At 68.1% G+C, this 19,010-nt stretch carries 24 protein-coding genes; 17 read left to right on the top strand and 7 right to left on the bottom strand.

The genetic code is table 11. The annotated features are described in order from the left end of the window. Positions 1-13: 13 nt before the first annotated feature. The 15 genes from GGQ98_RS16455 to GGQ98_RS16385 all read left to right on the top strand — a co-directional run bounded on the left by GGQ98_RS16455 (position 14) and on the right by GGQ98_RS16385 (position 10,752). Positions 14-295, top strand: a complete 282-nt coding sequence (locus tag GGQ98_RS16455; RefSeq protein ID WP_184071491.1) for a phage fiber-tail adaptor protein — start codon at positions 14-16, stop codon at positions 293-295. Continuing rightward, entirely contained in the window at positions 292-783 is a 492-nt protein-coding gene (locus GGQ98_RS16450; RefSeq protein WP_184071489.1) for a head-tail connector protein, read from the top strand. The genes GGQ98_RS16455 and GGQ98_RS16450 overlap by 4 nt, the downstream gene beginning before the upstream one ends. Further along, positions 780-1,100 carry a head-tail adaptor protein gene (locus GGQ98_RS16445; RefSeq protein WP_184071487.1) on the top strand — a complete coding sequence of 107 codons (321 nt, stop codon included), beginning with the start codon at positions 780-782 and terminating at the stop codon, positions 1,098-1,100. The genes GGQ98_RS16450 and GGQ98_RS16445 overlap by 4 nt, the downstream gene beginning before the upstream one ends. Further along, positions 1,097-1,315, top strand: coding sequence for a hypothetical protein (locus GGQ98_RS16440; protein ID WP_184071485.1), 219 nt, complete (start codon positions 1,097-1,099; stop codon positions 1,313-1,315). Before GGQ98_RS16445 ends, GGQ98_RS16440 begins: the two co-directional genes overlap by 4 nt. Then, positions 1,312-1,704, top strand: coding sequence for a DUF3168 domain-containing protein (locus GGQ98_RS16435; protein ID WP_184071483.1), 393 nt, complete (start codon positions 1,312-1,314; stop codon positions 1,702-1,704). Before GGQ98_RS16440 ends, GGQ98_RS16435 begins: the two co-directional genes overlap by 4 nt. Before the next feature lie 13 nt (positions 1,705-1,717). Then, entirely contained in the window at positions 1,718-2,125 is a 408-nt protein-coding gene (locus GGQ98_RS16430) for a phage tail tube protein (RefSeq protein WP_184071481.1), read from the top strand. An 89-nt stretch (positions 2,126-2,214) separates the two neighbouring features. Continuing rightward, on the top strand, positions 2,215-2,502 hold the full coding sequence (locus GGQ98_RS16425; RefSeq protein WP_341534244.1) for a GTA-gp10 family protein: 288 nt from the start codon (positions 2,215-2,217) through the stop codon (positions 2,500-2,502). After that, complete coding sequence (locus GGQ98_RS16420; RefSeq protein WP_184071476.1) at positions 2,499-2,678, top strand: phage tail assembly chaperone; 180 nt, start codon at positions 2,499-2,501, stop codon at positions 2,676-2,678. The genes GGQ98_RS16425 and GGQ98_RS16420 overlap by 4 nt, the downstream gene beginning before the upstream one ends. Further along, positions 2,668-3,225: a tail tape measure protein gene (locus GGQ98_RS16415; RefSeq protein WP_184071475.1), complete on the top strand. Its 558-nt coding sequence runs from the start codon at positions 2,668-2,670 to the stop codon at positions 3,223-3,225. Before GGQ98_RS16420 ends, GGQ98_RS16415 begins: the two co-directional genes overlap by 11 nt. 1 nt (position 3,226) lies before the next feature. Then, a complete protein-coding gene (locus tag GGQ98_RS16410; RefSeq protein WP_184071473.1) occupies positions 3,227-5,527 on the top strand; it encodes a DUF2460 domain-containing protein in 2,301 nt (766 codons plus the stop codon). Next, positions 5,527-6,354 (top strand): DUF2163 domain-containing protein, encoded by an 828-nt coding sequence (locus tag GGQ98_RS16405; RefSeq protein WP_184071471.1) that lies wholly within the window; start codon positions 5,527-5,529, stop codon positions 6,352-6,354. Before GGQ98_RS16410 ends, GGQ98_RS16405 begins: the two co-directional genes overlap by 1 nt. Further along, on the top strand, positions 6,354-6,764 hold the full coding sequence (locus tag GGQ98_RS16400) for a peptidoglycan endopeptidase (protein ID WP_184071469.1): 411 nt from the start codon (positions 6,354-6,356) through the stop codon (positions 6,762-6,764). Before GGQ98_RS16405 ends, GGQ98_RS16400 begins: the two co-directional genes overlap by 1 nt. Positions 6,765-6,768: 4 nt before the next feature. After that, a complete protein-coding gene (locus GGQ98_RS16395; RefSeq protein ID WP_184071467.1) occupies positions 6,769-8,979 on the top strand; it encodes a phage tail protein in 2,211 nt (736 codons plus the stop codon). 11 nt (positions 8,980-8,990) lie between these two features. Next, the gene (locus tag GGQ98_RS16390; RefSeq protein WP_184071465.1) at positions 8,991-9,482 is read left to right on the top strand and encodes a DUF2793 domain-containing protein; all 492 of its coding nucleotides are present in this window, start codon (positions 8,991-8,993) and stop codon (positions 9,480-9,482) included. A 148-nt stretch (positions 9,483-9,630) separates the two neighbouring features. Then, complete coding sequence (locus GGQ98_RS16385; protein ID WP_184071463.1) at positions 9,631-10,752, top strand: OmpA family protein; 1,122 nt, start codon at positions 9,631-9,633, stop codon at positions 10,750-10,752. Between the two features lie 100 nt (positions 10,753-10,852). Here GGQ98_RS16385 and GGQ98_RS16380 read toward each other — a convergent pair whose 3' ends face one another. The 3 genes from GGQ98_RS16380 to GGQ98_RS16370 are packed head-to-tail and all read right to left on the bottom strand — an operon-like array spanning position 10,853 to position 12,087. Further along, entirely contained in the window at positions 10,853-11,446 is a 594-nt protein-coding gene (locus GGQ98_RS16380) for a hypothetical protein (RefSeq protein WP_184071462.1), read from the bottom strand. A gap of 13 nt (positions 11,447-11,459) precedes the next feature. Further along, complete coding sequence (locus GGQ98_RS16375) at positions 11,460-11,759, bottom strand: SCP2 sterol-binding domain-containing protein (RefSeq protein ID WP_184071460.1); 300 nt, start codon at positions 11,757-11,759, stop codon at positions 11,460-11,462. 49 nt (positions 11,760-11,808) lie between these two features. Further along, positions 11,809-12,087, bottom strand: coding sequence for a hypothetical protein (locus GGQ98_RS16370; RefSeq protein WP_184071458.1), 279 nt, complete (start codon positions 12,085-12,087; stop codon positions 11,809-11,811). A gap of 193 nt (positions 12,088-12,280) precedes the next feature. Here GGQ98_RS16370 and GGQ98_RS16365 point away from each other — a divergent pair, with 193 nt between their 5' ends. After that, positions 12,281-13,408 carry an EAL domain-containing protein gene (locus tag GGQ98_RS16365; RefSeq protein WP_184071457.1) on the top strand — a complete coding sequence of 376 codons (1,128 nt, stop codon included), beginning with the start codon at positions 12,281-12,283 and terminating at the stop codon, positions 13,406-13,408. Positions 13,409-13,423: 15 nt separating this feature from the next. Here GGQ98_RS16365 and lipB read toward each other — a convergent pair whose 3' ends face one another. Next, on the bottom strand, positions 13,424-14,038 hold the full coding sequence (gene lipB, locus GGQ98_RS16360) for a lipoyl(octanoyl) transferase LipB (protein WP_243451966.1): 615 nt from the start codon (positions 14,036-14,038) through the stop codon (positions 13,424-13,426). 66 nt (positions 14,039-14,104) lie between these two features. Between lipB and GGQ98_RS16355 the strand changes: the two genes are divergently transcribed. Then, positions 14,105-14,353, top strand: a complete 249-nt coding sequence (locus tag GGQ98_RS16355) for a FliM/FliN family flagellar motor switch protein (RefSeq protein ID WP_184071453.1) — start codon at positions 14,105-14,107, stop codon at positions 14,351-14,353. A gap of 48 nt (positions 14,354-14,401) precedes the next feature. On the opposite strand, the gene GGQ98_RS16350 is transcribed toward GGQ98_RS16355, so the two are convergent. The 3 genes from GGQ98_RS16350 to GGQ98_RS16340 form a co-directional block, all read right to left on the bottom strand. Further along, on the bottom strand, positions 14,402-15,526 hold the full coding sequence (locus GGQ98_RS16350) for an epoxide hydrolase family protein (protein ID WP_184071451.1): 1,125 nt from the start codon (positions 15,524-15,526) through the stop codon (positions 14,402-14,404). Then, a complete protein-coding gene (locus GGQ98_RS16345) occupies positions 15,523-17,139 on the bottom strand; it encodes a GMC family oxidoreductase (protein WP_184071449.1) in 1,617 nt (538 codons plus the stop codon). Before GGQ98_RS16345 ends, GGQ98_RS16350 begins: the two co-directional genes overlap by 4 nt. 75 nt (positions 17,140-17,214) lie before the next feature. Beyond that, on the bottom strand, positions 17,215-18,795 hold the full coding sequence (locus GGQ98_RS16340; protein ID WP_184071447.1) for an MFS transporter: 1,581 nt from the start codon (positions 18,793-18,795) through the stop codon (positions 17,215-17,217). Between the last annotated feature and the right edge of the window lie 215 nt (positions 18,796-19,010).

The raw sequence follows: 19,010 nt of genomic DNA, 5'->3' as shown, positions 1-19,010 counted from the left end.
CACGGAGTTTGCGATGGGATTCTATCTGAAAGATCCCGGCGCGCGGATCGACTACACGGTCGACTGGGCGGCGGGCTATCTGGCGGGCGATACGATCGCCGCCAGCGCATGGATCGTCGCGCCCGAAGAGGCCGGCGGCATCGCCGTCGCCGGGGCGACAAGCCTGCCCGCGCGCGCTTCGGCGACGCTGGAGGGCGGCGTGCCCGGGCACGTCTACCGCGTGACCAACCGGGTGACGCTGACGAGCGGGCGCATCGAGGAGCGCACGCTTTCCATCAGGGTGGACGAACGATGAGCGCGCCGCTGGCCGTCTCGCTCGGCGAGGTGAAAGCGTATCTGCGCATCGACGGCGCCGACGAGGACGCGCTGCTCGCGGGGCTGGTGCGGAGCGCCGCGGCGCTGTGCGAGGCGTTCACGGGCCAGGTGCTGATCGCGGAGGCGCGCAGCGAAACGGTGGCCGCGGGCGGGCAGTGGCGCCGGCTGGCCGCGACGCCCGTGCGCAGTTTCGAAGGCGCGTTCGTGGGGGAGGATGCTGCGGCGTTCGACAGCCTGACCGATGCCTCGGGGGACGGCTGGGTGCGTGTTTCCGGCAGCACGGCGGCGCGTGTCGTGGTGGAGGCGGGGCTGGCGGAAGACTGGAACGGGGTGCCCGAGCCGCTGCGGCAGGGCATCGTGCGGCTTGCGGCGCATCTCTATGCCAACCGCGATGCGGCGGGCGATGCGGGGCCGCCGGCTGCGGTCGCGGCGCTGTGGCGGCCCTGGCGGCGGATGCGCCTCGCATGAGCGGCGAGATGGCGGGCGCGCTGAAGGAGCGCATCGCGATCGGCGTTTCGGGCGCGGGCGATGCTGCGGGCGCGGCGGGCGATCCCGTGTTCGGGGTGCCGGTGTGGGCAAGCGTGGAAAGCGAGCCGCCCGCGATGGGCGCGCGGGGCGAGCGGCTCGCGGCGCCTGCGCGTTACACGATCGTGATGCGCGGAGAGGCCTCGGCAAAGGTCGGCGACCGGCTGCAATGGCGCGGGGAACGACTGACCGTGATCGCGGTGACGCGCGATCCGCTGCGGCCCGATCGCATCCTGCTGCGCGCGGAGGCAAGGCCATGACTTTGCGCGATTTGCTGCGCAGCAAAGCTGCACAAATTTCCGCGCGCGAAGAGCGCCGCATGGCGCGGCGGCTTGCGGCGGCGGGGGACATGCCGGGGGTCGATATCCGCGCGGAGGGCAGCGCGGTGCGGCTGGCCGGACGCGGACTGCGGCGCCGGGCGACCACCGATGCGCGGCTGCGCTGGCCGGGCGCGTGGCTGAGGAGCCTTTTATGAGCGATGCGGGACTTGCGCTGCAACAGGCGCTGTATGCGGCGCTCGCCGACCTGGCGGGGCCGATCGTGACGGGGGTATACGACGGGCCGCCTGCCGGTGCGGTGCTTCCGTACCTGACGATCGGGCCGGATCTCGTCACCGACATTTCCACCAAGACCGAGCGGCGGCGGCAGCATCTCTACGGCGTGACGGCGTGGGCGGCGGGGGACGCGGTTTCGGCGCTGAAGCCGGTGCTCGCCGCAGCGGAGACTGCGGTGCTCGGGATCGCCGCGCTCGACGGCCACCGGCTCGTCACCAACGACATGCTGCGCAGCCGCACGGCCGCCGACCCCGCGCGCGGGCTGGTGAGCGGCACCATCGAATTTCGCGCGCGGACGGAAACGCTTTGAAGGAGAGACGATCATGGCAGCCGAGAAGGGCAGTGCATTCCTGCTGAAAATTTCGAGCGGGGGGGCGCCCGCGACGTACCAGACGATCGCGGGGCTGCGCACGACGCAGATGTCGATCGCGAGCGACGCGGTCGCGGTGACGAACAAGGGATCGGGCGGATGGCGCGAGCTGCTTTCCGGCGGCGGGGTGCGGCATGTTTCGGTTTCGGGCGCGGGGGTGTTCACGGGCTCTACCGCCGAGGCGCTGCTGAAGACGCTGGCGCTCGGCGGCACGGTGGCGGGGTACGAGCTGAGCTTCGAGAGCGGCGAGAGGATGCAGGGGCCGTTTCTGGTGACGCGGCTCGACTATGCGGGCGATTTCGGCGGGGAGCGGACGTACACGCTCGCGCTGGAAAGCGCCGGGCCGGTGGTGACGGCGTGAGGCCCTCAGCGATGCCCTCACCAACTTCGCCTGCGGCCTTCGGCCAAGGCTTCGTATCCTCTCCCGCGGGCGGGAGAGGAGCGAATGCGGTGCGGGGGGAGGCTGAGATCGTGGTGGCGGGCGAGCGGTTGCGGCTGCGGCCCAGCTTTGCGGCGCTGGTTGCGGCGGAAGCCGAGCTTGGGCCGCTGTTCGGGCTCGTGGAGCGGGCGGCGGCGGGGCAGCTTTCGATCGCCGAGATGGCGGGGCTGTTCTGGCACTGTCTCGATCCACAAGGGCTGGAGCGGGAGGCTTTCTGCGAGGCGCTGGTGGCGGGAGGACTCGCGGCGGCGACGCCTGCGCTGAAGGCGCTGCTGACGCAGATCCTCGCCGGGCGATGACCTTCGCCGAGAGCGCGCGGCGCGCGGCGGGGCTCGCGGCGCGGCTGGGGTGGCGGGCCGATGACTTCTGGGCGGCGACGCCCGCCGATCTGCTGAACGCGCTGGGACCGGCGGCGGAAGACGCGCTGGGCGGGGCGGAACTGCGACAATTGATGGAACGCGACGATGGACGATGAGATCGAAACGCTCGTGCTGAAGGTGCGCGCGGATACGCAGGGGTTTGCGCGCGATGTCGAGACGATGTCGCGGCAACTGGATGGACCGCTGCAGGCGGGCATGGACCGGGCGGGGAGCGCGATGGAAAGCGCGCTGGGTCGCTTCATTCGCACGGGCAAGTTCGGGTTCGAAGACCTGAAGCGGACGGTGCTTTCGGTGATGAACGAGATCGCGGCGTCGACATTGCAGATGAGCATCGGCGGCGGCGGCGGATCGGGCGGGATTTTCAGCACGCTCGCGAGCGCGGCGCTGACTGCGTTCGGGCTGCCGGGTCGGGCCACCGGAGGGCCTGTGTCGCCGGGGCAGGCGTATCTGGTGGGCGAGCGGGGGCCGGAGGTGTTCGTGCCGACCGCGAGCGGGCGCATCGAGACGGGCGCTGCGGGCGGGGCGACGACGATCAACGTGACGGTGAATGCGCCTGCGGACGCGTCGCCCGCGTTCATGGCGAAAAGCGGCCGCCAGGTCGCGCGCGCGGTGCGGCAGGCGCTGCTGCGCGACGGGCGCTGAGATGCACTGGCTGGCGAAACCCGGCGACGGCATCCGGCGCGACTGGCTGAAGCGGTTCGACGCGCGCTACTGGACCGTGGATTTCGCGCGGCCCGCGATGGGCAGCGTGGTGACGACGGCGGCGGACGCGCTGCGGATCGACGCGGCATTCTATACGGCAAGCGACCTCGTCGGGCTGATCTGGGAAAGCGCGGACCGCTGGGACCATCCGCTGATCGCCTATGAGACGCGGCGCGATTACCGGGGAACGCGGCTGTCGTTCCGGTGGCGATCGGAGGGGGACTGCCGGACGCTTCCCGATCTCGACGGGCCGACGCTGACCATTGAAGGCCGGGACGCTTCCGGGACGCCGAAGAGCTGGTACGTGCGGCTGTGGAACTATGCCGAGGGCGATGCCGACGATGCGATGATTGCCCTCGATTTCGACGCGATGGACGGCGGCTTCCTGCTGCCGGGCGAGGCGGACCCGGTGTGGGCGGGGGACATCGACCGGATGTTCATCTCGGTGGTGCCGGAGGGATATACGCGCGAGGACGTGCCGCTGGCCGCGCCGGGAACGGCGACGGTGCGGATCGAGGACGTGCGCTGCGACGGGGCGTCTTCGGTGCTGGAGATCGGCGACGCATGCCTGCCGCCGCACCGGCTGCGCATGGCGGGGGGCTATGACGACAGCTACACCCTGACGCCCGAACGCGTGCTCGGAAACGCGCTGAAGCTCGGCTACCGGGACTGGTTCAACCACTATGTCGGGATGAGCCATTATTTCCGGCTGGGCTGGGACGGGGCGCGGTTCGTGGTGGCGGGCGGCGATCCGCTGAACGCGCCGTGCCGGGTATGGCACCAGGATTTCTGCGCGCGCGCCGGGGCGCTGGGGTTTCAGGTCATCCTGTCGTTGAGTTACGAACTGTTCGACGCGCACGCGCCGGAGGACTGGAAGCAGCGCGCCGGGGACGGGTCGCCCGCGCTGACGGGGTGGGAACCGCCCTCGACATTGCTGTCGCCTGCAAACGAGGCGGCGATGGCCTGGCTGCGGAGCGTGGCCGAGGCGTTCGCGGAATTCGAGGCGCCCTGGTTCCAGATCGGCGAGCCGTGGTGGTGGACGGGGTTCGGCGCGGACCGGACGCCGTGCTTCCACGATGCGGCGGCGACGGCGGCGTATGCGGCGGAGACCGGGCTGGCCGCGCCGCCCGCGATGGCGGACGTTTCGGAAACGCCGAGCACGGCGCAGGCGGCGTATCATGCGTGGCTCGGCGGCAAGCTGGGGGCTTCGACACTGGCGCTGAGGGACGCAGTGAAGGATGCCGCGCCGGGCATCAAGGTGGCGCTGCTGTTCTATGCGCCGCAGGTGCTGCGGGCGGAGGCGGACTGGCTGGCGGCGGTGAACATGCCCGCCGCGTGGGCGTATCCGGCGTTCGATGTGCTGCAGCTCGAAGACTATGACTTCGTGATCGAGGGCAATGCGGGCGGGATGCGGCGGGCGCGGACGGCGGTGAGCGATGCGCTCGGCTACGCCCCCGCCGAGCAGCATTATTTTTCGGGCTTCGTGCTGAGCGCCGCCGACCGGCACCTGTGGCAGCCGATCGCGGCGGCGGCGGAAGATGCGCTGAAGCGCGTCGCCGAAACCTTCGTGTGGGCCTTCCCGCAGGTGATGCGCGACGGGTTCACGTTTTTCGAGATCGAGGAGGATACGGCCTTGGGCTTTCATGACGTGGCGTTCCCGCTGGCGCTTGCCGAAGGTGCAAGCGGCGGGCCGCTGTTTTCGACGCAGATCGTGACCAGCGTTTCGGGGTACGAGCAGAGGAACAGCGACTGGGCGCAGGCGCGGCTGCGCTATGACGCAGGGCCGGGGGTGCGATCGGAGGAGGATCTTGCCGCGCTGATCGGATTCTTCCGCGCGCGGCGCGGGCGGGCGTTCGCGTTCCGGTTTCGCGACCCCTTCGATTTCAGCTCGAACGGCATGACGGGAACGCCCTCGCCGATCGACCAGATGCTGGGCGCGGGCGACGGCGTGCGGACGGTGTTTCCGCTCGTGAAGCACTACGGCGAAGGCGAGACGCGGCGCATCACGCGGCCCGATGCCGCGAGCGTTCGCGTCGCCGTGGCCGGAGCGGAGCAGACCGAAGGCTGGTCGCTCGAAGGCGGAGCGGTGACGTTCGAGACCGCGCCCGCCGGGGCGGTGACGGCGGGTTTCCTGTTCGACGTGCCGGTGCGCTTTGCCGAGGACAGTATCGAAGCCTCGCTGCAGGGCTGGCGCGCAGGCGATATCCCTTCGGCCCCGATCATCGAGGTGCGGGAAGCCTGATGCGCGACATACCCGAGGCGCTCGCCGCAGCGCTCGAACAGGAAACGACGAGCCTCGCCTTCTGCTGGCGGATCGAGCGCGCGGACGGCGCGGCGCTGGGCTTCACGTCCCACGACCGCGCGCTGACGGTGGACGGCATGATCTGCTCGCCGGTGCCCGGAATGGTGCCGTCGGCGCTCGCCCACGCCGATTCGGTGGAGGGCGGCGGCATGGATGTGACGGGCGCGCTCGGCAGCGGGCGCATCCGCGCCGACGAGATCGGGGCGGGCCGCTACGACCGCGCCGCTGCGGCGCTGTTTCTGGTCGACTGGCGCGCGCCCGAGGCGGCGGTGCTGCTCGCGAGCGGCGAGATCGGCGACATCGTGCGCCGCGAGGACCGCTTCGAGGCGGAACTGAAAAGCGCGCACGCCGACCTCGACCGGAGCCCGATCGCGCTCTGTACGCCGGAATGCCGCGCGCGGCTCGGCGACCCGCGCTGCGGTGTCGCGCTGGCGCCGCTGACGCACGTCGCGCGCGTGACGGCGGCGACGGGGGCGCATATCGAGACCGACCGCATCCTGCCGGATGGCGCGCTCGCCTATGGGCGGCTGCGGCCGCTCGCCGGTCCGCACGCGGGGCTGGATTTCGAGATCGTCGCATCCGCAGGCGGCGCCTTCGATCTGCGCGAGGCCGTGGCCGGGTTGATGGCGGGCGATCCGGTGGAACTGCGCGAAGGCTGCGACCGCCGCTTTTCGACGTGCCGGGACCGCTTCCTGAACACGGACAATTTCAGGGGCGAGCCGCACGTGCCCGGCACCGATTCCGTGATCCGCTACCCGAGCCTGTGATGCCCCGGCATTCGCGACACATCGATATCGCGCGCGCGGCGCGCGCGTGCGTCGGCACGCGCTGTCGCGTGCAGGGACGCGTGCCGGGTCTTGCGCTCGACTGCATCGGGGTCGCCATCGCGGCGGCGAAGGGCGCGGGGCTCTCGTTGAGCGTGCCGCACGATTATTGCCTTTCGGCCGACAACCGGGACCGGCTGGCGGCGGGGCTGGCCGGGGCGGGCTGCCTGCCCCGGGACGGCAAGCCGCTGGCGGGCGATCTCGCGCTGATCGCGGTCGCGCCCGCGCAGCATCACCTCGCCGTTTGCTGCGGCGACACGTTCGTTCACGCCCATTTCGGCCTCGGCCGCGTCGTCGAGGCGCCGCTGCCGCCGGAATGGACGCCCGCCGCCTGGCGCTTTCCGGAGACTTGAGGCTATGGCGACGCTCGTTCTGACGACCATCGGCGCAATCGTGGGCGGGCCCATCGGCGCCGGCATCGGTGCGATCGCGGGAAGCGCGATCGACGGGATGCTGTTCGCGCCCAAAGGCCGCAGCGGCCCGCGCCTCGACGACCTGACGGTGCAAAGCTCCGCCTACGGCGTGCCGCATCCCCGGCTCTACGGCACCACGCGGGCCGCCGGAAACGTGATCTGGAGTCGCGGCCTTGCCGAGACGGCGCACCGTTCGGGCGGCGGCAAGCGTTCGGGCGGGCGGACCACGACGTACAGCTATTCCGCGTCGTTCGCGGTCGCGATTTCGGCGCGGCCGATCGTGGGGATCGGGCGGATATGGGCCGACGGCAAACTGCTGCGCGGCGCGGCCGGGGACATGACCGCGGAAGGATCGATCCGCATCTACACCGGAAGCGAGACGCAGGCCGCCGACGCGCTGATCGTCGCGGCCGAAGGCGCCGCGAACGCGCCCGCCTATCGCGGGCTTGCCTATGCGGTGTTCGAGGATCTGCAGCTCGCCGACTTTGCAAACCGCATTCCCAACCTGTCGTTCGAGGTGATATCCGACGCCGCGCCGCCGACGCTGGCCGCGATCCTCGACGATCTCGCCGTGGCCGCAGGCGTCAGGATCACGACCAGCGGCCTGTCGACACCGCTGCCGGGTTTCGCCGCAGCGACGAACGCGCCGCTTTCCACCTGGGTCGCGACGCTCGGCGAACTCGGCGATGTGCGCGCGCTCGGCGGGACGCGGGTGCATCTGCATGACGACAGCGTCGAAACCGATATCGTGCTGGACGGCGCGTGGCTGGTGGAGGGCGAGAACCGCTATTCGATCGCATGCCGGAGCGGGGACGCGCCCGCCTCCGTCACCTTCGGGTATCTGGATATCGCGCGCGACTACCAGGCCGGGACGCAGCGTGCGTTCAGGCCGGGCGCGGCGGGACGCGAAGATCACGGCTCGCTTCCGGTCGCGTTTTCGGCAGGTGCGGCGAAAGGCGCGGCGCAGACCATGCTGCAGCGTTTGTGGGCGCGGCGCGAGACCGCAGAGTTCCGCCTGGGCTACCGCGCGCTTTCGCTTCAGCCGGGCGACAGGCTGCGCGACCGCGACGGCAGGCGCTGGGAAATCCGGCGCACCGCGTTCGAGGCGATGACGATCGCGCTGGAGGCCGAGCCGGTGACGTCAGGCGCCGCCGGGGACGCCGCAGCAGACGGCGGGCGCGCGGAAACGGGCGCCGATGCGCCGCAGGGCGAAACGCATTTCCACGCCTTCGAATTGCCGCCGATCGCAGGCGACGTGCCGACTGCGCCGCGACTGTGGATTGCCGCAGGCGGCACGGGAAGCGGCTGGCGGCGCGCGGAGATATGGCTGAGCGGCGATGCCGGGGCGAGCTGGTCGAGCGTCGGCATGGCCAGCGGCGGGGCAAGCGGCGGGGTACCGATGGGGACGGCGCTGTCGGCGCTGCCTTCGGCGGACCCGACGCGGTGGGATGAAGCGTCCGCGCTGGAGGTGGAGCTGATATCCGATGCGATGTGGCTGGAAAGCCGGCCGGCGCTTTCCGTGCTGGCGGGCGCGAATCTGGCGCTTGTCGGCGACGAATTGATCCAGTTCCGCAGCGCGGTGCCGATCGCGCCGCGACGGTTCCGGCTTTCGGGACTGCTTCGCGCGCGAAAGGCAAGCGAAGCGGCGATCGCGGCGCATGCGCCGGGCGAACGCTTCATCCTTCTGGAATCGCCCGCATTGTTTCCCGTCGATCTCTCCCCCGACACGATCGGCACCGACGTGACGGTGCGCCTCGTGCCGCCGGGCACGAGCGCGGCCGACAGCCCGCAGACCGTCTGCCGCGTGGCGGGCCGCGCGCTGCTGCCGCTTTCCCCCGTGCACGGCGCGGCGCGCGTGCTCGCCGACGGGGCCGTCGCGTTCTCGTGGATACGGCGGAGCCGGGCCGGGTTCGGCTGGATCGACGGCGCGGATGCGCCGCTCGGCGAGGAGCGGGAGGGTTATGCCGTGCGCTGCAGCATCGGCGACGACGCCGTGACCGGCGAGGTGAGCGAAGCGGGCTGGACGCTCTCCGCGAGCGAACAGACCGCAGCGTTCGGCACGCTTCCGGCGACTGTGCGCCTCGAGGTTCGCCAACTGAGCGCTGCGGTGGGCGCGGGCGCTCCGTTTGCCGCCGATTTCATTCTGAACCGATAGGAACCATGTGAATGACTGTGACCGCGCGCCTGGGTTTGCCGCTGATCGCCACGGGGCAGGCCCAGAAGGAACTCACCCATAACGCCGCGATCCACGGGCTCGACCGGCTGGTTCATCTGTGCGCGGAAAGCCGCGCGCTTTCGGCGCCGCCCGAACTGCCCGCAGCGGACGCGACATGGATCATCGGGGACACGCCGACAGGGGCATGGGCCGGACACGCGGGCGGCCTTGCGCACTGGGACGGCGCCTGGACGATCGCGCCGCCGGCCGAAGGGATGCTGTGCTGGATTGCGGACGAAGCGATCGTCGCGGTGTTCGGAGGGGGGGCGTGGAACGCCGACTTTCCGGTGGCGGGACTGCGGCTCTCGGGCGTCTCGATGCTGGGGTCCGCGCCCGTTTCGATCGCTGCGGCGGAGGGCGGAAGCGTGATCGACACCGAGGCGCGCGCGGTGATCGAAAGCCTGTTGATCTATCTCCGCACGCAGGGTTTATTGACGTCATGACGCCATGCAAGGCGCGAAATTCTGCTGCAATGTGCGGTATTTATGCAACATTTCCCGCTTATATTCGATTGCGCGGGAAACTTCCGTGATATAAATCGTTCAAGCGACTTCCATGGCAGTTCATGGAGACTGAGAAAAGGGGAATTTAATGCGTAGACTCGCTGTAGTCATGGCGCTGGCCGGCACCGCTCTTGCGGGCCCGGCGCTCGCGCGCGACAAGGCCTGGTATGCAGGTATCGAGGGCGGTGCGCTGCTCATCGAGAATATCGATTTCGACGTTACAAGCCCACAGGCTGTCGAAACGAGCAACGGCATAACCGTGAAGCACAAAAAGGGTTATGACGTAGACGGCATCGTCGGATACGATTTCGGCGGTTTCCGTACAGAGTTCGAGCTCGGCTTCAAGAAGGCCTCGCTCGACAAGACGACGCTCTCCGGCGTTTCGGTTCCGGGCAGCGGCGGTGTTGCGACGGGTACGTTCTCTGATTCAGGCGGAACCACGAGCGTTCTCAGCTTCATGGTGAACGGTCTGCTCGACTTCGGCGACGACGATGGCTGGAACGGCTATGTCGGCGGCGGCGCGGGTATCGCTCGCGTGAAGGCCGACATCTACCAGGTCACTGATCTCGGCGCTGCCTTTGCCGACGACAGCGACACGGGCTTTGCCTGGCAGGTGATCGCCGGTGTTCGCCGCGCGATCAGCGAGAATGTCGATCTCGGCTTGAAATACCGCTTCTTCAACGCACCCTCGGTGGATCTCGTCGGTGTGGACGGAAGCGAATACGACGGTCGTTTCCGCAGCCATTCGCTGCTCGCGAGCGTGATCTTCAACTTCGGTGCGGAAGCGCCGCCGCCTCCGCCGCCTCCGGTCGCGGAACCGGCTCCGCCGCCTCCGCCGCCGCCTCCGCCGCCCCCGCCGCCTCCGACGCCGGGTCCGTTCATCGTGTTCTTCGACTTCGACAAGTCGGACATCACGACGGATGCAGCGGATATCCTCAATCGCGCCGCGCAGTCCTACAAGGACACGGGCCAGGCCAGCGTCACGCTTGCCGGTCACGCCGACGCCGCGGGTCCGGCCGACTACAACGTCGGTCTCTCGCAGCGCCGTGCCGACGCGGTCCGTCAGTACCTGGTTGGTCAGGGCGTGCCGGAAACGGCAGTCGTGTCCGAAGCCTTCGGCGAAACCCGCCTGCTCGTTGAAACCGCCGACGGTGTGCGTGAACCGCAGAACCGCCGCGTGGAAATCAACTTCGGCGGAGCTTCGATGTAAGCTCGACGGAATACGGGGCGGTGTGAAAATCACCGCCCCGCAACCGGAAAGGGCCGCCTCTGAGAGGCGGCCCTTTTTTGTTCTGGGGTCTATACGATAATCAGACGTTGCAGCGTTTGATCGGCTTGCCGCGTTTGTCGATGCAGGGATCCGGGATCCTGGGAACGGGTACGTATCCCAGCTGATATTGCCGGTAGGGATCCGGCGGCGCGATGAGCGCGGCGCGCAGACGCTGTACCGCCGTGACGGCGCGGCCGTTCAGGCTGCCCGGACTCCACGACAGGGTTTCCCGGCCGATCTCGCCCGCAGCGGCGCAGAAGCTGCGCTGCGCATCCAGCGCCGAGAAGCTGTTGTAGATACGCGTCGTGAAGCTGTCGAACGCACGCGCGCCGGCCTTGCCGTCGAGGCGGCGGAAGTGTTTCTCCAGCGTCTGATACGCGCGCAGGAACTCGGGCTGATGCTGCTTGAGCATCTGGTTGTAGTTCCGGACCGTCCCCAGATAGGGCGAAAACTGGCACTGCAACGCGGAGACGTTCAGTCCCGCGCGCAACAGCCAGATCGCATGTGCCGCGCTTTCATCGGCTGTCATGGCGCGAACGGGTGGACCGCCGAGATCGACGGCGGCATGCGCCGAGGGCGCGGCGGCAAGGCAGACGCCCAGCGCGAGAGCGGCAGACCGGATACGCTTCACCATCATGTTTCCTGTGTCAGCCGAGCACCTTGCCCAGCTGCAAGGCGACGGACATGTCGCCTTCAACCTTGAGCTTGCCGGTCATGAACGCCATCTGAGGATTGGTCGTGCCGTCCACGATATCGAGAAAGTCGGACATCGAAACCTTCACCGTGCAATCGACCGGAAGATCCTGATTGTCGACCACTGCGGGCGACCCGGTATCATCGATGCGCACGATGCCGTCGTCGCCGAAATCGAACTTCACGCTTTTCCCGAGACCGGCGCTGTCGCCAACGCGGCTGCGCATCTTTTCGGTGATTTCAGCAAGGCTCATGCAAATACTCCCTCATGAAGACATCGCCGCCCGGGCCGATGCCTGATCGTTATTGCTGCGCGGGAGCCTCTTCAGGCGCAGCCGCATCCGGGATCGGCGCGACATCCACCAAGGCCGGATCGGTCATCGGTTCAACGCCGCCCGCGGCCACATCGACGGACATGGCATCCGCCGTCGATGCATCGGCGCCGAGTTCGGACATCGAGGCATCAGGCGCGCCCTCCACGGCCGCCTTTTCGCCTTCGGTGCCGGCATCGTCGTTATTCCCGCAACCTGCCGCGGCCAGGGCGATGACCACCGTAAGCCCCATAATCGTGCGTTTCGACATGCTTCCCATCGTTTTACCCCGGTGTTCTCTTGTTGCTGCGGCATTTTTGCCGCTTCGTTCGTAGCCTAACCGCATTCCCGCACCGGCTCAAGGCGAGTTGATCGCGGGCGCGTTCCGGGTTGACGGCGCGTTAACCATTTTTACACCCGAGATCGCCACTCTGCGAACCATGAACATCTCACGAGGGATCAGAATGTCTGCGCATGACGGATTGCCGCTGCGGCTTGCGTGTTATGCGGCGGGTGCCGCAGCGCTTTCACTGGCCGGACCTGCGCTGTGGGCCGTAACCGGCGCCGTCGCGGCAACGGCCGCGATCGCCGCCGGGGTATGCTTCGCCGTCGCCGACGTGCTTTTCAGCACGCATCGGCTGGCGCGCCGCGCCTTCGCAGCGACGGCGTATCACAAGGCCGAAGTCGCCGCGCTCAGCGCGCGCGTGGCAGGTCTTGAGGCCCGTCGTCCGGCCGCCGAACCAGCGCCGCCGATCATCGAAAAGCCCGACGTCTCCCTGGAGACGGCAAACAACCTGTTGCAGTTCGCAGCCCACGTCAGCGCGCGCTGCGGACGGCAGGCGGAGCCGGAGATCGAAAGCGGCCGCACAGACGCGCCGGAGGGCGACCCGATCAGCGACGCGCAGATCGAACTGCACCTGCAGCCGATCGTCGGCATTTCGGATCGCCGCGTGCTGCATTACGAGGCGCTCACACGGCTCCGGTCGCGGACGGGCACGCTGATGATGCCGGCTGAATTCCTGCCCGTCGCGCGGGCGTCCGGGCGCGCCGCCGAACTCGACACGAGACAGCTATCGAGCATCGTCGGCCTTTGCCACCGCATCGGCGACCGGCACATGGAAACGCGCCTGTTCTGCAACCTTTCGGGTGACTCGCTGCAAAGCGCCGCCTTCCGCGCGTCGCTTGCCGGTTTCGCGCGGGCGCAGAAGGCGCTGTCACCCCGGATCGTGTTCGAAATCGACGCGGCGACCGCCACCGCGCTCAGCGCCGAAGCCGTCGCCGACCTGCGCGGTGTCGAGGCGATGGGCTTCGCGTTCTCGGTCGACAATGTGGCGCTCGGCGATATCGCGCGCCTGCAAGGCATTTTCCGTCGCCCCGGCTTCCTGAAGATGGAGGCGGCCATGCTCGCGGACGCCGACCCGAACGTCTTGAAGGCGCTGGCACGTGGCGGCACGCAGGTGATCGCAACGCATGTCGAAACCGAACAGCACGCGCTCTCGGTGCGCCGTTCGGGCGTCGAACTGGGGCAGGGCTTCCTGTTCGGAAAGCCGCGCCCGGCGCGCATGGACGATAGCGCGCGGCGCGCGGCCTGATCCGCTACAGGCGGCTTACAAAAAAGGGCAGTGCCGCCGCAGTGCGGCGTCCGCGTCGGCCATCGACGCATCGATCCTGAGCGCCGCGAGGCTGGTGACGGGATATTCGGCAAGGCCGCAAGGGACGATACCCGAGAAGTGATCGAGATCGGGCGCGACGTTCAGCGAAAAACCGTGGAAGCTGACCCAGCGGCGCACGCGCACGCCGATCGCGCCGATCTTGGCCTCGCCCGCAGGCGTATCCGTCCACACGCCGACACGGCCCGGCACCGCGCGGGCGGAAACGCCGAAATCGCCGAGCGCCGCGATCAGCCAGCGTTCCACTGAACAGATGAAACCCCTGAGATCGCGGCCGCGCCGTTCCAGATCGAGCATCAGATAGCCGACGCGCTGCCCGGGGCCGTGATAGGTGTAGCGGCCGCCGCGGCCCGTGGAAAAGACCGGGAAGCGCGTGGGGGCGAGCAGTTCCGCAGCGTCCGCGCTCGTCCCTGCCGTGTAGACCGGCGGATGCTCGACGAGCCAGATCAGTTCGTCCGCCTCGCCTGCCCGAATATCGGCCGCGCGCCGCTCCATTGCCGCGAGCGCTTCGGCATAATCGGCAAGGCCGCGTTCCACCCGCCATTCGGGCATCTCTTTACCCCAATCTAACCATCTTGAGCGCATGTTCGCTCGAATCCGAAATGCAGATAGGCGGTCATGGACGTTATCGAAAGGATCAAGATCGAGATTTCGGTCGTCATCGGCAGCACACAGATGCCGATCCGCCAGCTTTTGAAGATGGGGCGCGGCGCCGTGATCGATCTCGATGCGCGCCGCGACGATCCGGTCTGGATCTATGCCAACGACGAACTGATCGCGCGCGGCGAGATCGTGCTGATCGGCGACCGCATCGGGGTTTCGATTTCCGAGCGGGTGCGCAAGGCTTCCCTCACCAACTTCGCCTAGGGCCTTTGGCCCAAGGCTTCGTATCCTCTCCCGCTTGCGGGAGAGGATTCACAGAGCGGCGACGAATTTTCTGAGGTCGGCGAGGAAGAGTTCGGGTTCTTCGAGGCTGGCGAAGTGGCCGCCGCGCGGCATTTTCGTCCAGTGAACGATGTTGTAGCCGCGCTCCGCCATCGCTCTGGGCGGGAAGGCGAGCAGGTCGTGCGGGAAGGCGGCGACGCCTGTCGGCACCGCGATGCGGCGGCCGTCGGGAATCGTGAAACCGCCTTCATCGAACAGGCCGCGATAAATCCAGGTGGCGGTGTGGAAGCTGCGCGTCGTCAGATAGATCATGATGTTGGTAAGCATCTGATCCATGCTGAACGGCGGCTCCGGGTTGTGCGTGCCCGCATCGCTCCAGCCGCAGAATTTTTCGGCAAGCCAGGCCGCGACGCCCATCGGCGAATCCATCATCGCATACGCAAGGCTCTGCGGTTTGGTCGCCTGAAGCTGCAGATAGGCGGTTTCGGTGGCGCGGATCTGCAGCGCCCATTTCACCCAGAGTTCCTCTTCCTGCGTCTCGGGCTGCATGTTTGCCGGGCGCAGGCCGAAGCCGTTCAGGTGAACGGCGGTTACGCGCGCGGAATCGAGGCCCATCCAGCCGCCGATCACGCTGCCCCAGTCGCCGCCCTGATAGATGAAGCTGTCGTAGCCGAGCAGGCCCATGAGGCCGTCGTAGAGTCTGGCGACGGCGCGCGGGCCGATCGGTGATTTGGGCTTGTCCGACCAGGCATAGCCGGGCAGCGACGGCGCCACGACATGGAAGGCGGGCGCGCCGTCCTCCGGCTCCGCCAGGCGTTCGATGATGGCATCGAATTCGAGGATCGATCCCGGCCAGCCGTGCGCGATGAGCAGCGGCCTTGCATCGGGGCGCGTCGAGCGTTTGTGGATGCAGTGAAGGCGGAAACCCGGCAGAACCTCTACGCGGACGTGCGGATGCCGGTTGAGGCGGGCCACTGCGCCGGGCCAATCGAAGCCGGTCAGCCAGTAATCGCGCAGGCGTTCGAGATAGGCGCGGTTTGCGCCGTAGCGCCAGCCGGCCTCCTCGGGCTCTTCGAAGAAGCGGAAGGCTTCGACGCGGCGCCGCGCCCACTCCGCCTCTTCGCCCTCCACAGGGATTTCAAAGCGCGCGATCATGCGGCGATCGCGTGCTTTGCGTCGGCGAGGATCATGTCGGATGCCTTTTCGGCGATGGCGATCACCGGCGCGTTGGTGTTGCCGGAAATCAGCGTCGGCATCACCGAAGCGTCGATGACGCGAAGCCCCGAAACACCCCGCACGGCGAGGCGCGTATCGACGACCGACCGTTCATCTGCGCCCATGCGGCAGGTGCCGACCGGATGATAGATGGTTTCGCCCCACGCTTTCAGCGCCTTCACGATATCCTCGCGCGCGGTGACGCCTTCACCCGGCCAGACTTCCTGTTCACGATACGGTGCGAACGCAGGCATCCGGCCGATGTTTCGCGCGATCTCGATGCCCGCGAGCATGGTTTCCAGATCGCCGGGCGCCGAGAGATAATTGGGATCGATCGCCACGTGCGCGGCCGGGTCTGCGGACTTGAGGCGGATCGTGCCGCGGCTTTCGGGACGAAGCTGGCACATGTGCATCGCATAGCCGTGGCGGCGGCCGAGCTTGCCGCGCCCGTGGGGCTCGCCGAGCACGGGCATGAAGTGGATCTGGATGTCGGGCGCGGCAAGCCCGGAACGGGTGGAGAGGAACGCGCCGGCCGGGGTGGGCATGTAGGAGCCCGATCCGTCCCGCCGCAGCATCCATTTGCCGAGCGCGAGCAGCTTGTTGTGAAGACTCGCGTTGCTGTTGAGCGTGACGGGCTGCGTGCAGGCCCATTGCACGAGGATGTCGAGATGGTCCTGCAGGTTGCCGCCGACGTCGGGCGCATCGTGCACGACGGCGATGCCGTGCTCCGCGAGATGCGCGGCCGGGCCGATGCCCGACAGCATCAGAAGCTGGGGCGAATTCACGGCGCCGCCGCAGACGATGGTTTCGCGCGCGCTCGCCGTCTCCGCCTTGCCGTTTTTCCGGTAGGCGATGCCGGTGGCCCTGCGGCCCTCGAACGTCACGCGCTCGACGAGAACGTCGGTGAGCACATCGAGATTTGGGCGATCGAGGACGGGCCTGAGATACCCCTTCGCCGCAGACCAGCGCTCGCCGTTTTTGATCGTGGAATCGTAGCGCCCGGCGCCCTCGAACTGCGGCCCGTTGAAATCGTCGGTCACGGGGTGGCCCGCTTCGGCGGCGGCGGTGACGAAGGCTTCGACGAGCGGGCTCGGCAGGCAGCGGCGCCCGGTGTGCAGGGGGCCGTCCGCGCCGTGGAAATCGTCGGCGCCGCGCTCGCTCGTTTCGGAGCGGCGGAAGTAGGGGAGGATATCGTCCCACCCCCAGCCGGTGCAGCCCATCTGCGCCCAGCGGTCGTAGTCGCTGGCGTGGCCGCGGATGTAGACCATGCCGTTGATCGACGAGGAGCCGCCGAGCACGCGGCCGCGCGGCCAGTAGAGACGGCGGCCGTCCAGATTTTTCTGCGGTTCCGTCCAGAAACTCCAGTTGGTGACGTGCGCGTTTTCGGGCGGAATGATCTTGGAAAGCCCGCCCGGCATCTGAATGAGGAAGGAGGCATCCTTGCCGCCCGCCTCGACCAGAAGAACGCGCGTTGCCGGATCCGCCGACAGGCGATTGGCGAGCACGCAGCCCGCAGAACCCGCACCGACGATGATATAGTCGTATCCCGGCATCATGACCTCCCCCGATTCCTGCGCGCAGCCCGAGAGTGACCGCGTTTCGATCCGCGCGCAATTCTGGATAAAGCGTCAGGCTTTCGCGGCGAAGACTTCCCCGGCGGCGGCGGCGCGCTCCACGCGCGTGGCCTCTGCCTGCGGAAGCCGGCGCCAGACGTACCAGAGGCAGACGACCGTGACCGGCGCGGCTGCGAGCAAGGACAGGATGCCCGTGCCGAGGCTGCCGCTGACGAGCGACATCTTGCCCGCGAAATACGGCCCGAGACCGAGGCCGACCAGCGTGGTGCCGAGAAAATAGGTCGAGGTCGCCGCGCCGCGCATGCGCGGCAGCACGAGGTTCTGGCTGGTCGCGGCGGCAATCCCCACCCAGCAGCTGTTGACCGTCGCCATCGGTATGAACGCCAGGTAAAAGGTCGTCAGGCTTTCCGTCGTGTAGACGATGAACATCAGCGGCGCGGGGATCAGCACGCCGAGCGACGCGACCAGGATGTCGCCCGCCTGCCAGCGCGATTTCGCCCAGTCCGCCAGGCGCCCGCCCGCAATCACGCCGATGAACCCGCCGCCCGCGCCGACACCGCCGATGATAAGCCCGACGATGGCGGGATCAGCGCCGAAGGTGCGGATCGCATAGGGCGCGGACCAGAAGCTGACGGCGTAGGTGACGAACGCGATCGATCCGAACCCGAGGATGGAGAGAAGGAACGTCGGCGTGCCCCAGATCAGCTGATAGGCCGGAGGATCGCGGCGCTTGAGCGACTGCGACCACGAAAACACCGAATAGCAGCCGATGCCGATGGCGCCCCATTGCAGCGCGTCGCCGGTGAGCGCGATCATCCCCAGCGCGCCGAGCACGACGACGATGAGGCCCGCGACGTTCACGGCAAATGCGCGCCCGCCGGTGCGCGCGGCCTGCACGAGCGTGAAGGGCGGGATGACGCTCGACAGCTCGGTGAAGAATTTCGGCCACGGCGAAGGCTCGGGCGGGCTCAAAATGCCCTCGGACATGCCGCGCAGCGGCTCGCGAAGCGTAATCACCCAGAGCGCGAGCAGCAGACCGGGAAGGCCCACGGCAAGAAACGCCGCCTGCCAGCCGACGAGGCCCAAAGGCCCGCCGCCGGGAAAGGCGTTGTTCCAGCTCTGCACGATAATGCCGCCGATGAAGAGCGAGAGACCGCCGCCGAGATAAAGTCCGCTCGAATAAATGGCGAGCGCGGTGGCACGTTTGTGCTTGGGGAAATAATCGGAGATCATCGAGAACGCGCACGGGCTCGCCGTCGCTTCGCCGATGCCTACGCCGATGCGCGCCGCGGCGAGCTGGCCGAAGTTCTGCGCAAAGCCGGAAAGCGCCGTCATCGCCGACCAGACCGAAAGCCCGATCGTCATCAGGCGCCCCCGATACCACATGTCCGCAAGCCGCCCGAGCGGGATGCCGAACAGCGAATAAAACACGCCGAACGCCGTGCCGTAGAGGAAGCCCATGTCGGCATCGGTGACGCCGAGATCGGCCTTGATGTCCTCCGCGAGGATGGAGATGATCTGCCGGTCGACGAAGTTCAGGACATAGACGAGCACCAGCACGCCGAGCACATACCAGGCATAGGGCCCGCCGACCTCGCCCTTGCGCGCTTCAAGCAGCGCTGCCGCATCATTCATCCGCCCCACCCTTCCCGGTTTCGAGACGCGCCCCTTGCCCGTGCGTTGGCGTCGTGGCTAACACAGAGTTTTGTAATCGAAAGCATGGAAATCGCGATGCCCACCTCGGTCCTGTTCGTTTGCCTAGGTGTTTAGTCCCTCGTTTTGATGGTGCGGTTCTCTGATAAACCGTTTTGGCTGCTCGGACCATATTTTGCAGACATATTCATATGGGG

The sequence above is a fragment of the Sphingosinicella soli genome (assembly GCF_014199685.1).
Lineage (GTDB): Bacteria > Pseudomonadota > Alphaproteobacteria > Sphingomonadales > Sphingomonadaceae > Sphingosinicella > Sphingosinicella soli.
Note: the sequence above shows the minus strand (reverse complement) of the source record. Positions and strands in the feature narration are given on the sequence as shown.

What these genes read in the sequence shown, in the direction of transcription:
- GGQ98_RS16455 (WP_184071491.1), top strand. Translation starts at nt 14, where the DNA reads ATGGGATTCTATCTGAAAGATCCCGGCGCGCGGATCGACTACACGGTC.
- GGQ98_RS16450 (WP_184071489.1), top strand. Translation starts at nt 292, where the DNA reads ATGAGCGCGCCGCTGGCCGTCTCGCTCGGCGAGGTGAAAGCGTATCTG.
- GGQ98_RS16445 (WP_184071487.1), top strand. Translation starts at nt 780, where the DNA reads ATGAGCGGCGAGATGGCGGGCGCGCTGAAGGAGCGCATCGCGATCGGC.
- GGQ98_RS16440 (WP_184071485.1), top strand. Translation starts at nt 1,097, where the DNA reads ATGACTTTGCGCGATTTGCTGCGCAGCAAAGCTGCACAAATTTCCGCG.
- GGQ98_RS16435 (WP_184071483.1), top strand. Translation starts at nt 1,312, where the DNA reads ATGAGCGATGCGGGACTTGCGCTGCAACAGGCGCTGTATGCGGCGCTC.
- GGQ98_RS16430 (WP_184071481.1), top strand. Translation starts at nt 1,718, where the DNA reads ATGGCAGCCGAGAAGGGCAGTGCATTCCTGCTGAAAATTTCGAGCGGG.
- GGQ98_RS16420 (WP_184071476.1), top strand. Translation starts at nt 2,499, where the DNA reads ATGACCTTCGCCGAGAGCGCGCGGCGCGCGGCGGGGCTCGCGGCGCGG.
- GGQ98_RS16415 (WP_184071475.1), top strand. Translation starts at nt 2,668, where the DNA reads ATGGACGATGAGATCGAAACGCTCGTGCTGAAGGTGCGCGCGGATACG.
- GGQ98_RS16410 (WP_184071473.1), top strand. Translation starts at nt 3,227, where the DNA reads ATGCACTGGCTGGCGAAACCCGGCGACGGCATCCGGCGCGACTGGCTG.
- GGQ98_RS16405 (WP_184071471.1), top strand. Translation starts at nt 5,527, where the DNA reads ATGCGCGACATACCCGAGGCGCTCGCCGCAGCGCTCGAACAGGAAACG.
- GGQ98_RS16400 (WP_184071469.1), top strand. Translation starts at nt 6,354, where the DNA reads ATGCCCCGGCATTCGCGACACATCGATATCGCGCGCGCGGCGCGCGCG.
- GGQ98_RS16395 (WP_184071467.1), top strand. Translation starts at nt 6,769, where the DNA reads ATGGCGACGCTCGTTCTGACGACCATCGGCGCAATCGTGGGCGGGCCC.
- GGQ98_RS16390 (WP_184071465.1), top strand. Translation starts at nt 8,991, where the DNA reads ATGACTGTGACCGCGCGCCTGGGTTTGCCGCTGATCGCCACGGGGCAG.
- GGQ98_RS16385 (WP_184071463.1), top strand. Translation starts at nt 9,631, where the DNA reads ATGCGTAGACTCGCTGTAGTCATGGCGCTGGCCGGCACCGCTCTTGCG.
- GGQ98_RS16380 (WP_184071462.1), bottom strand. Translation starts at nt 11,446, where the DNA reads ATGGTGAAGCGTATCCGGTCTGCCGCTCTCGCGCTGGGCGTCTGCCTT.
- GGQ98_RS16375 (WP_184071460.1), bottom strand. Translation starts at nt 11,759, where the DNA reads ATGAGCCTTGCTGAAATCACCGAAAAGATGCGCAGCCGCGTTGGCGAC.
- GGQ98_RS16370 (WP_184071458.1), bottom strand. Translation starts at nt 12,087, where the DNA reads ATGTCGAAACGCACGATTATGGGGCTTACGGTGGTCATCGCCCTGGCC.
- GGQ98_RS16365 (WP_184071457.1), top strand. Translation starts at nt 12,281, where the DNA reads ATGTCTGCGCATGACGGATTGCCGCTGCGGCTTGCGTGTTATGCGGCG.
- lipB (WP_243451966.1), bottom strand. Translation starts at nt 14,038, where the DNA reads ATGCCCGAATGGCGGGTGGAACGCGGCCTTGCCGATTATGCCGAAGCG.
- GGQ98_RS16355 (WP_184071453.1), top strand. Translation starts at nt 14,105, where the DNA reads ATGGACGTTATCGAAAGGATCAAGATCGAGATTTCGGTCGTCATCGGC.
- GGQ98_RS16350 (WP_184071451.1), bottom strand. Translation starts at nt 15,526, where the DNA reads ATGATCGCGCGCTTTGAAATCCCTGTGGAGGGCGAAGAGGCGGAGTGG.
- GGQ98_RS16345 (WP_184071449.1), bottom strand. Translation starts at nt 17,139, where the DNA reads ATGCCGGGATACGACTATATCATCGTCGGTGCGGGTTCTGCGGGCTGC.
- GGQ98_RS16340 (WP_184071447.1), bottom strand. Translation starts at nt 18,795, where the DNA reads ATGAATGATGCGGCAGCGCTGCTTGAAGCGCGCAAGGGCGAGGTCGGC.